The 13,491-nt window shown below is 39.6% G+C and carries 12 protein-coding genes and 1 other RNA gene; 4 read left to right on the plus strand and 9 right to left on the minus strand.

The genetic code is table 11. The features are described 5' to 3' along the window. Window positions 1-515 precede the first annotated feature (515 nt). Window positions 516-2,060: a hypothetical protein gene (locus MZ182_RS07365; protein ID WP_115015330.1), complete on the plus strand. Its 1,545-nt coding sequence runs from the start codon at window positions 516-518 to the stop codon at window positions 2,058-2,060. 699 nt (window positions 2,061-2,759) lie between these two features. Next, a complete protein-coding gene (locus MZ182_RS07370; protein ID WP_248066454.1) occupies window positions 2,760-3,371 on the plus strand; it encodes a recombinase family protein in 612 nt (203 codons plus the stop codon). A gap of 505 nt (window positions 3,372-3,876) precedes the next feature. Here the strand turns inward: MZ182_RS07370 and MZ182_RS07375 are convergent. From MZ182_RS07375 to MZ182_RS07390, 4 genes are all read right to left on the minus strand, one after another. After that, window positions 3,877-4,323: a hypothetical protein gene (locus MZ182_RS07375; RefSeq protein WP_115015324.1), complete on the minus strand. Its 447-nt coding sequence runs from the start codon at window positions 4,321-4,323 to the stop codon at window positions 3,877-3,879. A gap of 61 nt (window positions 4,324-4,384) precedes the next feature. Then, complete coding sequence (locus tag MZ182_RS07380; protein ID WP_115015321.1) at window positions 4,385-4,567, minus strand: hypothetical protein; 183 nt, start codon at window positions 4,565-4,567, stop codon at window positions 4,385-4,387. Window positions 4,568-4,741: 174 nt separating this feature from the next. Beyond that, window positions 4,742-5,071 (minus strand): hypothetical protein, encoded by a 330-nt coding sequence (locus MZ182_RS07385; protein ID WP_147280445.1) that lies wholly within the window; start codon window positions 5,069-5,071, stop codon window positions 4,742-4,744. A 33-nt stretch (window positions 5,072-5,104) separates the two neighbouring features. Beyond that, on the minus strand, window positions 5,105-5,533 hold the full coding sequence (locus MZ182_RS07390; RefSeq protein WP_220182035.1) for a hypothetical protein: 429 nt from the start codon (window positions 5,531-5,533) through the stop codon (window positions 5,105-5,107). A 276-nt stretch (window positions 5,534-5,809) separates the two neighbouring features. On the opposite strand from MZ182_RS07390, the gene ffs reads away from it, so the two are divergent. Next, window positions 5,810-5,902, plus strand: an RNA gene (gene ffs / locus MZ182_RS07395) — signal recognition particle sRNA small type. 108 nt (window positions 5,903-6,010) lie between these two features. Here the strand turns inward: ffs and MZ182_RS07400 are convergent. The 5 genes from MZ182_RS07400 to dinG all read right to left on the minus strand — a co-directional run bounded on the left by MZ182_RS07400 (window position 6,011) and on the right by dinG (window position 10,828). After that, window positions 6,011-6,301 carry a late competence development ComFB family protein gene (locus MZ182_RS07400; protein WP_025008233.1) on the minus strand — a complete coding sequence of 97 codons (291 nt, stop codon included), beginning with the start codon at window positions 6,299-6,301 and terminating at the stop codon, window positions 6,011-6,013. A gap of 298 nt (window positions 6,302-6,599) precedes the next feature. Continuing rightward, window positions 6,600-7,304 carry a DUF2057 domain-containing protein gene (locus MZ182_RS07405; RefSeq protein ID WP_025008234.1) on the minus strand — a complete coding sequence of 235 codons (705 nt, stop codon included), beginning with the start codon at window positions 7,302-7,304 and terminating at the stop codon, window positions 6,600-6,602. A 9-nt stretch (window positions 7,305-7,313) separates the two neighbouring features. Continuing rightward, window positions 7,314-7,982 (minus strand): primosomal replication protein, encoded by a 669-nt coding sequence (locus tag MZ182_RS07410; RefSeq protein WP_011789872.1) that lies wholly within the window; start codon window positions 7,980-7,982, stop codon window positions 7,314-7,316. Beyond that, window positions 7,973-8,746 (minus strand): sulfite exporter TauE/SafE family protein, encoded by a 774-nt coding sequence (locus tag MZ182_RS07415; protein WP_011789871.1) that lies wholly within the window; start codon window positions 8,744-8,746, stop codon window positions 7,973-7,975. Before MZ182_RS07415 ends, MZ182_RS07410 begins: the two co-directional genes overlap by 10 nt. Window positions 8,747-8,755: 9 nt before the next feature. Beyond that, window positions 8,756-10,828 (minus strand): ATP-dependent DNA helicase DinG, encoded by a 2,073-nt coding sequence (dinG, locus tag MZ182_RS07420; RefSeq protein WP_014610300.1) that lies wholly within the window; start codon window positions 10,826-10,828, stop codon window positions 8,756-8,758. 105 nt (window positions 10,829-10,933) lie between these two features. On the opposite strand from dinG, the gene MZ182_RS07425 reads away from it, so the two are divergent. Further along, complete coding sequence (locus MZ182_RS07425) at window positions 10,934-13,321, plus strand: DNA polymerase II (RefSeq protein WP_248066527.1); 2,388 nt, start codon at window positions 10,934-10,936, stop codon at window positions 13,319-13,321. Window positions 13,322-13,491 lie beyond the last annotated feature (170 nt).

Consider the following 13,491-nt stretch of genomic DNA (forward strand, 5'->3'; position numbering starts at 1 on the left):
TAAATGATTTTTTAAAGATAATAAAAAGTATGCTATTATGTGATTATGTGATTATGTGATTATGTGATTATGTGATTATGTGATTATGTGATTATGTGATTATGTGATTATGTGATTATGTGATTCGTTATATTGACAGTTTTAACTTGGTGTTGAATTCATTTTTAATTGTTCGCCATTATAGAGCATGGGTTGGCTTCAATATTTTAAAAATGCTGGTTAGGGATTTTGGTAAGTTCCTTTTCAAGGTAAGATTTTGCTAATTGGTTATCTGATTCAGAGAAGATAACCTACTAATTATCAGTTTTTTATCACAAGAAATAACTTATTGATTATGATTTTAATTAAATAGAATCATACTCAATATGAAATTAAAAAAGATACTGCAAATCTTTTAGATAAAAACTAAATCTTGATCCTCGCTTAACCTCCATATCTAGCCAAATCAATTTATCCTTATCTAACATTTTTTCAGTCTCTTTTTTTTAAAACTAAAACTAAAAAGAGAAATAAAAATGTCCAATAAAAATAAAAAATTAATCGTACACGAATACCCAGCGGGTGCTGGTAAAACACATTCGATTTGTAAGCGGATAGAAAATTCCAATGATATGTTTTTGATAGCTGTCCCTACAAAGGAACTCCAAAAAGAATATTTATCAAAAATTCCTGATGCTTTAGTTATTAATGATGATAAAAATTCAGTTACAAGTGGAAATGTAGGTCAGTATATCGCTTACAATCAAAAAACAATCAATGATACTAGGATATTAATTATTACTCATGCCTCACTATTGAAGCACTGTGATAAATTTGGTAAGCGCGAACTTGTTATAGATGAACTGCCAAGTGATTTGATTTGCTGTAAGTACCTAAAAACAACCGCGTCTGATGCTATAAAATTGAAACAAGAAATTGAACTTAGTACCGATAAAGAACTTCTAGATATCAGAAATCGCTATAATCAAAAGTCACAAGAACACACTCGCGGTAAAGTTGATTTCCTATCGTCTAAATTGACTTACGGTAAAGAAAATTTTGCGTATATCACATACGATAAAAAACAAGCCGTAGAAATTGATAATGATATCGATAATGAAATGGAATATGTTAATGTTGATGATTCCACTGATAAGAAAGAAGATGTGGATAAGAAAAATGAATATATCTATTTCCATTACCTATTTTTAGTTTATAAAAAGATATTCGAAAATTTTGAAAAAATTCACTTATTAGGTGCCAACGTTTTTGGCTCTGTTGCGGTTCATTATTTCACTAAGATATGTGATTATGAATTAGTAAAAGGTAATTTATCAGTGAATGGTAATCCAATGGATCAAAATGTCAAAATCATACCGTTATTGAAATTTCAAGATGGAAAGAGGGATTACATTACTCGTAATGTATTAGATGATAATTTTGATGCAATGCTGGAAATCGTTCGGCATAATTCAAAAGAAGGAATATTAATAGCAACTAATGTTAGACATCAAGAAACGACAGAAAAAGACAAACACTTTAAAACAATATCTCCTAAGTCACATGGGCTGAATTCATATAAAGATGCGAATCAAGCGGCAGTGATCTATAGCGCAAACCCTAGCACACGGGATATTGCATTTATGAGAACATCATCGCTGGCTTTAGGATTACCAGAAGATACATTAAGTGAAGCATTCATTTTTGAAAATGTCCTTGATGTGGTCTACCAGACTGTGACCAGAACAGCCATTAGAAATCGTGAATATGAAGGTGCGATAACGTTCTTTGTACCCGACAGTAGATGCGCAAATTTCCTAGCTAGTAAATTCAAAAATGCTGTAATTGATTGGTCATGTGCTATAGCTGTCTATACTAAGCCAGTAGGCGCACCAGTTGGTAATACAAATGGTGCTGGTAAAAAAGGTAAGGGATGTGGAATTATTCAATTCCTAGTGAGTAGAGGTGTTACTGATCCAACTGCTCGAAGATACAAAAAAATGTTTGAGAGTAAATATGGTATCAAGCCAAATCTGGATGAACCTAGCCATATAATAAAGTTAATGGGATTCAGAAAGTAAAAGTAAAAGTAAAAGTAAAAGTAAAAGTAAAAATTAACCAACTAGAGCCAGATTTTTAGTTGGTTTTTTTGTGTCAAAAATTTATAGATATTCGAAATGTCTGAATGACGAAAACAGATCCAAATCTGGGCTATAGTAATATGTGGCTTCGCCAAATGACTTCGCTACGCTACGTCATCGAAAAATGACGAAATATAATATTAAACAAAAGAAATACTTTATATAGATTTGTATTTCGTCATTTTTAAATTATAGAAGATGGAACGAAGCGACATCGTGGCGAAGCCACTAATCATTACTATTAGATAATAATTATCGGCTTCGCCGAAACTTCGCTTCGCTACGTTTTCCATTTAATTTATTACTATCCAATATCACTATAGAGATGACGCGAAGCGGCATGTGGCGAAGCCACTAATCAGTTCTATTAGATAGTAGATTATCGGCTTCGCCGAAACTTCGCTACGCTACGTTTTCTTCATTTAATCATTAGCAGTCACTAACATTCTAGTAATTAACACTCCAGAACACGCCTAGGCAATTATTTGAATAGGATAGATTCAATTGTTTTGTTGCAAGCAGGCTAGAAAGAAATGGCTGGAGGCGGGGTAACATTTAATGTTCGTTAAAAGATACCTAAAAAAGATAGGGTGCAAGGTATCTTTTAATTAGTGGTTGATCATTTATGATTGATTTTATATGATGATACCACTTGTTGATATCTTTGGGTTGATAATTATGTCTCGCACCTTCATATATAGCCGTGTCAGTACCTCCGAACAAACAACTGAAAACCAAAGGTTAGAACTAGAATCTAAAGGTTACACAGTACCTACCAATCGCTTTATATCTGAAACCATATCAGGGGGTGTCCCTGCAATGCAGCGCCCTGAGTTTGCAAAGCTGGTGGATAAGTTAGAAGAGGGGGATAAATTAGTAGTCCTGAAAATCGATAGGCTGGGACGAGATAATATTGATGTGCAGCAAACAATTAAGATGCTCATGAAGAAAGGTATCGAAGTGAAGTCCTTAGACCTGCCAGACAGAGATCTAGCAAGTAGTGACGGACAGCTAGTGTTACAGATGTTTACTGCCTTTGCAGAGTTTGAGAAAGCAAAGATAGCAGAAAGAACCAAAGCGGGGTTGAACCGTTGTAAGGCTAATGGTGTGAAACTAGGACGTCCCGTAGCTACTGAGACAACTAGAAAAGTACAGGAGTATAAAGCTAAGAAAATGACACAAAGTGAAATAGCAAAATTGTTAAAATGTACGGTACTGACCGTTAAACGCCATTGGAATAAAGAGGTATGAGTAACGTTTTAAACGCCCTTAATTAAGTATTTCAATCTAATTATCAAATCAATAATATGTTTGTAATCGTATTTTTAAAACGAACGGTAGAATACTGTATGTCTCATTAATACCATTACCTATAGCTAGTTTTAACAATTATTAGTGATGTTAAGTTTTGAATATACGACACATAAGGGATTATACGAATCGAGTAATGATAGCTTTACCTCACGTATTCCAACGGCATTCATACTTGACCTTGCTGCTAACCAAGCAAGAGACGATTACGAAACAAGGCGAATGGATTGAGAAAGCGAAGGAACAAGGCAAATACCAAGGACGCAAGAAAGATAATACAAAGCGTGTGACTCGATTAGGAAATTGCTACTAGCTGGTGAAACCTATACTTGTATTCAGCAAGTGATAGGGTGTTCACCATACTTAGTCCAGCAAGTAAGCCGCGAGCTTAAGCAAGAGCAAGAAAGATAACTCACTTATGCATAGCAAAGCTACTTCGTTATAGCTATTTTCGTAAAGCCCAACTCATGTTTCCAAGATACACAGAGCCTTGGGTCTTACCAATGTGTCCTGATTTAAGAAACCTAGTTCCATAGATGCTAACGTCTGTTCCGTACATAAACGCAGACTCGATGACCAGCGAACAGTTTTTACCTGTGTGATCAACATAGTCAATTATGTCACCCAATTTTCCACCGACTAATGCTAATGCATATTCAAGTACGATCTCATCTCTTTTTAGTTCAAGTTCTTTGTATGTTTTATCTAAGACAGAAGCTGTATCAACTAAGCTGGAAAGTAGCTGTTTACTCTCACTGCTAATGTCTAAACTCAGTAGTGGACTCAAACTTTCTGAGCTACTTAAGATCCCATACCAGTCACTAAAAATCTCATCAAATGAACTAAAAGCTTTATCGGCTTCAACAGCTCTATTTTTTAATTCTGACAACATTCTAACCTAACTCCAAATAGTTCACTTGAGTACGTATACACTGGATCAGCACCAGTCCAATCTACCACCACCAATACTTACGCGCTAACTTATCGATCTCTTGTTGCTCAGAAGGTGTTAAGCGTTTGCCACTAAATCGACGCTTGTTCTTCAATTGCTGGTAGCGGTCTAAATCACCTTTGTTAGAAAAACTGATGCCGATGATCGCAACAAGTACGAGTGCACCTATAAAGAAAGCAATCATTTAGTCCCCTGTGCATGTGTGTAATGTAATACAGCTATAAACCGTACTTTCAAAACGAACGGTAATTACCTAGTTATCTACGCTAAAATCGTCAAATTCGCTCGACCTAAGGCGTGTTAGTATGTAGCTATATTTTGGAGTATTCTAGAAGTCGTTACAGGGTGATACCTGCTATTATCTTGACGCTTTTCTATTTAATATTTGAATACTTTCAAGTACATAAGCAACCAATAAGCATAAACCACCTTTTTCTACGCACATTTTTCTTTTTTCGTTAGTAACCAACGAGATTTCTAACCATTCGGCATTTAGCGCGGCTTTTTCTTCCTCAGAAAATATACTGGTATCAATGTCTTGTCCCAGTTGCTTCTCTAAGTATGGAAACAGTGTTCCTTTTTCTAGTTCTGTCTTAATGTCAGTTATAGATATTGAGTCGTACCTTCCACTTCCTTGTGCACCGTTAAGATAAAAACCTATGAATGTAAGCTGCGTCAGAGTCATCATATTTTCCTTCATAATATTGTTGTAAGAGGTAGCTTAGGCTTTCTGATCCCAGCCTACCACATAGCCATTTTCGACCGAAATTCTTAATGAATAGCGGTTTGCACCTTGTCGATTGTATTTCCAAACTTCTTTAACTTTAGTTTTAAGCTGCTTGTTGTCGACGGCTTCGGGACGGCCTAGAGAGTCTAAAAGCTGCTCGGCTGTTTGGCCTTCCCAAAAATACCCCTCGGAAATTTTCTTAACAATTAATTCATCACCATACTTATCTCTTAGATACGCAAGGCGTGCTTTCTTCTTACTGCTATTGTGTAAAATCATTAGGATAATTACACCAACAATTATGAAAATTGGGATTTGCCAGCCTGTGGCCTTAAATATTTCTGAGATCACAACAATGGGAATACCAATTATCAGTGCAAGAGTGACTAATTTTGCTTCTGCTTTAGTAGATCTTCGAGCCATATACATCCTCTGTATTGTACTTGTGCACCAGTCTTTATCCTTCTGGCATATCACAGACCAACAATTTCACATCAACGTATCAAAAATCATCAAGATATACCATATGGTAAAACACACTGCTGTTTTGAAAATTGCTCTGAGTCGTTGAATTTTGAAGGGGATTATATTTTTGAGGTTATAAACACTTGACCAAATCGCTTTTGGTGGTACAAATAGTGGGTCATTTAACAATTTAACCCACTTAGGTAATTTTAAGCATGTGAATGGTTGCTAACCTTGTAACCCCCCGCAATGATAACTTGTGAACTCGGCCAGGCCCGGAAGGGAGCAACCGCAGCAAGCGACTCGTGTGCCGGGGTGTCGGCTCTAGGGGAACCTCCAATCTATATCTTCATCCCACAGATAAATTATCAACATTAAATTAGCGTCTAAATAACTACTTCAAATATTACTATTTATATTGTTATTTCTGCTTATTTACGCGATGTGTCCTGCTTCTTCTTGTAGCCTTTTTTGTAGATTTTGTTTGAGAAATGCGCGGGATTTTTCGAGTGCTGCTTGGATCTCTCGTTTTAATTCCTGTAATTCGTCATAGTCTTCAAAAAAGTAGGTATCGACCAGATGACGTATATAACGTACAGGTAATTGGTTTAGTGTTACGCAGCAGAGATCGGCTAAATAGTCCTCAGGCAGTTCATCCATAAGTCCTTCATCTGATAACATTTCCATTAAGAGTACTTCGTAATAGTTACGGATTTCAAGTTGCATCGCTGTGCTCCATGACGGTTTTTATTGAGTTTGCAACCATAAATGATTTGCGGCAATAAAAAGTTGATTATGTCTTTAGCTTAATTGTAGTGTGTCTGCGTTATAACTGCCGATTATCACAGTAGTAATAGTAATAATTACTGACTTTACCATTGATTTTTCAGTCAAATACCGTTGAAGCAGTTCTAACAGACTTGATATTGCAGAACATTGATACAGGTGGGGAGTTGGATATCTAGTAAAAAGAAAACGCCAGCTTAGGATAGCTGGCGTGATAGCGCTGTGGAGTCATAAAAGCTTAGAGTTGTGAAATTGCCCAACTCATAAATTCTTTACGTGTTTTTTCATCAGCTTGTAACCACCAGTATTGCAGCATCTGCTGCGGATTTGCTCCAGTCACCTTTGATGCATCATCGGTAGGCATTGTGGGTGTTAATGAGGTTGCAATTACAGCGGCTTGAGCCGATGTTGGGGGCTGTGTTGGCGTAGTAACAGTTGCAGTCCCTGCCGCTCCCGTTGCTTGAACTGCGGTACTTGATACATCAACAGCTTGGTTTCCACTAAATAGACGAGAAACAAAACTTTCTTCTTCAATATTGGTATTAGTCACTTGGTAATTAACTTGCCCTTTGTCGCCACGGGTTAATAGAATCTGTGGGTTTTGGGCAAAAACTTTAGGCTTTTTAACAATTTTTCCTTCAGCAGGTTGAAGGTAGTATTGATGATCCCCATCGACTTCTAGGGTGACAATAAAAGGAGATGATTTTACAAAGCTTTGACTATCGCTGAATTGATCTTCAATCATTTCATGGTAGCGAATAGCTATTTTATGTGTGCCTGGCGTTAATGCTAAGCTGCTTTTGTGATTGAACAGGCTGGATTCAACTTTTTTACCATCGAGTGCAATGTATTCGAATGACATGGGGATATTAATATCTGCAGCAAGGGCAGAGGTTGAACCGAGTAATATTAGCAGGCTGCTGATTGGTAAAAGTAATTTCATTGTTGCTCCTTAACGATTATTGCTTTGATACGGACGTTCGAATGTTTGAATGCGATCTTCTATATAACTGATAGCTTGCCTGCATTTTCCTAGACGACGATGCATCAAAAGGATGTCATTTTGCAATTTTATTTTGTCAGCACTATGACAGTTTTCAAGTTTTGATTCCATTTCTTCAATTTTTTGCTCAAATTTTTTCGCCCAATTCAAATGCTTGTTAAGTTCGCCATAGATTTCGTGGCTATTTTGTAACACATTGCTGGCGATCCAACCAAAACCACTTTCTTGATGTGACTGTGCTTGGCGTTTTGCAAAACGCGCCCGGCTGCTCGCACGTTGTTGGTTTTTCGATTTTAAATCAATAGATGTGGTCAGTAATGCGCGTTTTACCGCGGTAAATCTGTCTTGAATACGCTCACAGCATAAAGAGATGGTGTGTGGTGCAAGTTTGAGCTTAATTTGTTTTTCCAGTTGGCTGATGCTATTACGAATTTGTTCTATACAGGGCATTAACTGGGCACCGTGTTGGATAAACAGCGCTTGATTAAAGCGTTCGGTGTCCTGTAATAGTTTTCGTTGCTGCGGTGCGAGCTGATTATCGTGTAGCAGCACTTCCTGTTCGAGCGCTTTTAGCTGATTCTTTAAAATAGTGAGCAGTTGTTGGGTATTCAAAACCATGCACTCCAGGCCAGATTAGCGGCAATCAATAGCACGATTAAAATAAACAAAGGACGAATAAAAGGCATGCCAAATTTAATCGCGCACCGTGCGCCGATAAATGAGCCTAACATCATACATAACCCCATCCATAATCCTATTTGCCATTGCACTTGGCCAAGCCAGCCAAAGATAGCTAATGCGGTGAGGTTACTGGTAAACGTCATTGCACGGGCAAGGCCGCAGCTATGAAGTAGGGGCAATTTATAGAGTGAACCTGAACTCACAGTCCAAAATGCGCCAATCCCAGGGCCCGCAAAACCATCGTAAGCCCCTAGAATCAGACCTTGTAAGCCTTGTTTTTGTGTTGGTGGCGACTGTATTGGGACTTGGCAATCGGTATCTGAAATTGCGCTTGGGCTGAGTAAACTGTAAATAGCGATACCAATAATGAGCAAGGGTAAGATTTTTTCTAACCATTGAGTATCAATTAAGTAAACGAGCACACTTCCTAGCACTGCACCAATAAAGGTTGCAATAAAGGCCATATACCAAAATGAAGGTGTAAAAAGATGCTGGCGGTAGTATGTCCATGCGGCCATGGATGATCCAAAACTCGCGGCAAGTTTGTTGGTACCTAACGCCGTATGTGGTGCAATCCCTAGCGTTAATAATGCCGGGATCGAAAGTAAGCCACCGCCACCCACAATAGCATCGATAAAACCTGCGATAAGACCAATAATGGCCAGTAGAGCCCAGTTGCTGGGCTCGAGTAACAACTCCAAATTGCGATCCTATTCTATTACACGTCTAAAGGGAGGTAAGGCATCTAGCAGCGATTTACCATAACGCTTGGTCACTAAACGCCTATCTAAAATTGTTACCCGACCATAATCCTGCTCTTTGCGCAGTAATCTACCACAACTTTGGATCAACTTGCGCGAGGCGTCGGGGATTGTTAGCTGTAAAAACGGGTTACCACCTTTAACTTTGATATATTCTGCATGGGCTTGTTCTACCGGAGAGGTAGGGACTGCAAAGGGTAACTTAGTGACGATAAGGTTAGTGAGATAATCTCCTGGCAAGTCTAATCCTTCTGAGAAACTGCCCGTACCGAATAAAATACTGGGTTCACCTCTATCACATTTTGATTTATGGTGTTCGAGTAATTGCTGCCTAGGCGCATTACCTTGGATAAGCAGTTCCGTTTTGAGTTTTCCCTCGAGCAGTTCGGCGACTTTTTCCATTTGCCAGTAAGAGGCAAACAGCACTAAAGTGGCCATCTCACCTTCAATCAACTCGATAATTTGTTCGGCCAGTTCTGCGGTATAGGCATCATCCGTAGGCTCTGTTTTCATTTTGGGTAAATACAGCGTGGCATTATTGGGATAATCGAAGGGGGATTGCAGGGCTAAATAGCGACTTCCATCGTTGAGTGATAATCCTACTTGATGAACGAAGTGATCAAAGTTGTTAAGTGCCCGCAAGGTTGCACTACACAACACCACTCCAGCGGCTTTTTGCCATAGCATAGACTCAAGCATAAAACCTACTTCAATTGGGGATGCACTAAAGAGATAATCTACCTGCTTACCAGTGATGAGTTCAATCCAGCGGGCCATTGGCGCGCCCTTGTGTTTATCTTCTTTGGCCATCATACGCCATAATTTTTGCAGATTTTCGAGGCGCTGTAACATAAAGCCCATTTCAGCTTGCAGTGCTTCGGATTGATGCTTAGGAATATCCCCATCCTTAATAGCTTCAGTGAGCAACAATTGCATTTTGTTAAATTGCTTTAAGGCAAGATTAGCCGTGGTAGCGAGATTTTCAGCGGGGATCCGTAATGTCTCAGGTAATACGCCATGCTCGAAGCGATAGCGGCTTTCTGGGTTTGCAAATTGTTTAGTTTGGGTATCGCAATAATGGGCGACTTGATTGAGCTGGCCAATAAGATCGGTAATATGGTCCTGCATGGCCTGAGCAGGTGCGATGATATGATTGCTTTTGATTTGATTCTGTAACTTAGCGCTAGTCTTTCCTACTTTTTCAAGCCAGTCGGTAGCCCCCCTGAGGGTTGCCTGTGCGCTGGAAAAATCCCGTGCGACAATTGGCAAATGATGGGCTTCGTCGATAACGTAGAACACGTCTTCCGGATCTGGCAGAATCACGCCACCCCCGAGTTCTAGATCGGCGAATAGTAAGCTATGGTTGGCGATTAAGACATCCCAAGTATCGACATCTTCACGTGCTTTATGGAAAGGGCAATTTCGGTGGCTGGCAACTTGGCGGTGGCAACTGTGTTTATCACAGGCGATTTGTTGCCAGAGATAGTCGGGAAGTGGTGTGGTTAACGTATCCAGTTCACCATTCCAGCGCCCTTCGGTAAAGTCTTCTAATAATGCTTGTAGCATAGCAATTTGGCTATTATCGGGTTTGGTTTGCCACATGGCCATTTGAGTGCTGTTATCATCACCAACCAGCATAGCTAGTTTTGAAAGACAGACATAACGTTGCCGACCTTTCACTAAACCAAACCGAAAATTCAAACCCGATTGTGCCAGAAAGAAGGGCAAGTCTTTGTGTAGCAACTGCTCCTGAAGTGCGACAGTTGCGGTGGCAATGCACACTTTTTTTTTGCTTGCAAGGGCAAGTGGGATAGTACCTAAAATGTAAGATAACGATTTACCAATCCCTGTACCTGCTTCAACCACAATAATACGTCTATCTTTGTCGTATTCTCCGGCGAGGGTTTTAGAGATTTCGGCAACCATAAAGTTTTGTTCGCGGCGCGGCCTAAAATTAGGTAACGCAGTGGCGATATCCTTATAGATGGCGCGGATCTGTGTTTTTACATTGTCAGGTAACATGCGTCACTACTTTATCGAATTAATGCTGTACATAATAACAGTGATTGCATAGCCTAAGAAACCTTTCTGCCTTTAAATGGCATTTTAAATTGAGAGTCCATGCCGATGAAGCCTGAGACTAATGCACTCGTGAGTGTACAAGGTCGAGTCTTAACACGCCATGCAAGCCAGCGTAATGGCCATCTAGTGCTGCAATATTATTTAGCAACCGAGCAAGGCCCTGTATTGGTGGAAGTTCACGATGCTGAATACATTTGTTTTTGTCATCAAGCTGATGTGACTTCATTGCAGTTGCAAACGCCCGGCCAAGGGCTGCGTTTTTCCCCTTTAGGGCTTAAAAGTTTTAAAGGTGAAGCTGTCAGTGGCATTTATGCGCAATCAAGTAGCGCATCACGTACTTTACAGCGAATTGCTAAAGATGCCGATATTCCATTATTTGAAGCGGATATTCGCCCCGAACAACGTTTCTTAATTGAGCGTTTTGTGGCACTTGATGTTGCTTTTCTTGGATATTATCAACAGCAGATTGATGAGCCTCCTATATTTATAGCAGAGCGTGCTAAGAGTATTGCTCCGCAAACTTCTGTTAGTTTACGTACTATTTCGCTGGATTTTGAGTGCAGCTTTGAGGGGGTCATCTATTCAGTTGCCCTATATGGTAAAGATTCGAAGGATGATATTTATGAAAAAGTGATTATGGTCGGAAAACCGGAAGCTAATGCTGTCCATTACATCGAGTGGGTTATGGATGAAGCCGCCCTGATCCGCCGCTTAATCGTTTGGTTCCACGAATATGATCCTGATTTCATCATCGGCTGGTCTGTCGTTACATTTGATCTTGCATTATTGTTTCGACGAGCATTATTACATCGCATTCCTCTTACCATTGGACGTGGAGGGACGCTGCTTGAATGGAAGGTGGATAATAAATTTCGCCCCGAGACTTTAAGTTTACCCGGGCGTGTCGTGCTTGATGGTATCGATTGGTTAAAAGCGGCGTTTTATCATTTTGAGCGATTCTCCCTAGAGTTTGTCGCCCAAGCGCTTTTAGGTGAAGGAAAGGCTATTCATAATGTTGACAATCGAGTTAACGAAATTGATGCGCTGTTTGCGACAAATAAACAGGCGTTAGCACACTATAATCTTACCGACGGTCGATTAGTGTGGGATATTTTTAATCAAACTCAGTTATGGGATTTTGCCCTTGCCAGAGCTGAGCTCACAGGCTTAGAGCTTGGACGGGTAGGGGCTTCGGTTGCAGCATTTAATCATCTGTATTTACCGCATTTACATCGTGCAGGATATGTCGCTCCGGATGCCCCTGCTAGCGATGGTATAGAGAGTCCTGGCGGTTATGTGATGGATTCTATCCCAGGACTTTATCAACATATTTTAGTTTTTGATTTTAAAAGCCTTTATCCATCTATTATTCGTACATTTCTTATCGATCCCAAAGGGTTAGTTGAAGGTTTACACTTACCCGAGTCTGAATGTGTTCAAGGTTTTCTTGGTGGCCGCTTTAGTCGGCATCAACCTATTTTACCTAAGCTTATCCAGCGTCTTTCTGAGCAGCGAGAAAAAGCGAAGTGTGAACAAAACTCACCATTATCCCAAGCTATTAAAATTATTATGAATTCACTTTATGGTGTGCTTGGCTCCCAAGGCTGTGTGTTTCACGATGCAAGATTAGCCAGTTCCATCACTATGCGGGGCCATCAGATTATGAAGCAAACCCGAACTTGGATAGAAGAAATGGGCTATCAAGTGATTTATGGTGATACAGATTCTACTTTTGTTTGGTTAGGGAATGCCCCCGATTTATCTGACATTAACCTGCTTGGCCAAACACTCGCGACGCATATCAATACTAAATGGCAAACTAAAATCCAAGATGAATACCAAGTTGACAGCTTTTTAGAACTGCAGTTTGAACGGCATTACGAACAATTTTTTATGCCTACACTACGCGGATCCAAAGAGGGAAGTAAGAAACGCTATGTCGGTGCGTGGCGTAATTCAAAAAATGAATTAGAAATCACCTTTAAAGGGATGGAACAGGTTCGTAGCGATTGGAGCCCATTGGCACGCACTGTCCAACAAGCACTTTATGAACGTATGTTTAATCAACGTGATATCAGTAGTTATATTATGACTGTGATAGAAGACATCTTAGCGGGTAAAAGGGATGACGAGTTAGTGTTTCGAAAGCGTATGCGCCGCAATATTGAAGAGTATACGGCTAAATCCTCCCCACATATTAAAGTCGCACGTCAGCTTTGTGACTTAACAGGAACAAGTACCTTTGGCAAGAAGGGGGCGCAAATTGATTATGTGATTACAGTTAACGGACCGGAATCAGAGCAATACAGAACGTCTAAAATTGATTACCAATATTATATTGATAAGCAAATTAGGCCGATAGCAGAGCCTGTCTTTTCAATAATGAAACTAAACTACATGGATATTGCATCAAAGCAGTTGGTGTTAATTTAGTGTGCTTGTTGTTTTTACTCTGTTGCTAATGCTGGCTTTTGTGGCGTTTAAACCTGTTTGGTACAGGTTAACTGCTACTTTTTTGTGATGTTAATCTACATATTCTTTAGGTTTCGCTTTGAGAGGTCATTGAAAGTTTGCTACTCTCAAAGGGAAATTGTAAGGAAATA

The organism is Shewanella sp. JNE2 (assembly GCF_023159115.1).
Lineage (GTDB): Bacteria > Pseudomonadota > Gammaproteobacteria > Enterobacterales > Shewanellaceae > Shewanella > Shewanella putrefaciens.

What these genes read in the sequence shown, in the direction of transcription:
- MZ182_RS07380 (WP_115015321.1), bottom strand. Translation starts at nt 4,567, where the DNA reads ATGATTGCTTTCTTTATAGGTGCACTCGTACTTGTTGCGATCATCGGC.
- MZ182_RS07385 (WP_147280445.1), bottom strand. Translation starts at nt 5,071, where the DNA reads ATGATGACTCTGACGCAGCTTACATTCATAGGTTTTTATCTTAACGGT.
- MZ182_RS07365 (WP_115015330.1), top strand. Translation starts at nt 516, where the DNA reads ATGTCCAATAAAAATAAAAAATTAATCGTACACGAATACCCAGCGGGT.
- dinG (WP_014610300.1), bottom strand. Translation starts at nt 10,828, where the DNA reads ATGTTACCTGACAATGTAAAAACACAGATCCGCGCCATCTATAAGGAT.
- MZ182_RS07370 (WP_248066454.1), top strand. Translation starts at nt 2,760, where the DNA reads ATGATGATACCACTTGTTGATATCTTTGGGTTGATAATTATGTCTCGC.
- MZ182_RS07425 (WP_248066527.1), top strand. Translation starts at nt 10,934, where the DNA reads ATGAAGCCTGAGACTAATGCACTCGTGAGTGTACAAGGTCGAGTCTTA.
- MZ182_RS07410 (WP_011789872.1), bottom strand. Translation starts at nt 7,982, where the DNA reads ATGGTTTTGAATACCCAACAACTGCTCACTATTTTAAAGAATCAGCTA.
- MZ182_RS07405 (WP_025008234.1), bottom strand. Translation starts at nt 7,304, where the DNA reads ATGAAATTACTTTTACCAATCAGCAGCCTGCTAATATTACTCGGTTCA.
- MZ182_RS07375 (WP_115015324.1), bottom strand. Translation starts at nt 4,323, where the DNA reads ATGTTGTCAGAATTAAAAAATAGAGCTGTTGAAGCCGATAAAGCTTTT.
- MZ182_RS07400 (WP_025008233.1), bottom strand. Translation starts at nt 6,301, where the DNA reads ATGCAACTTGAAATCCGTAACTATTACGAAGTACTCTTAATGGAAATG.
- MZ182_RS07390 (WP_220182035.1), bottom strand. Translation starts at nt 5,533, where the DNA reads ATGGCTCGAAGATCTACTAAAGCAGAAGCAAAATTAGTCACTCTTGCA.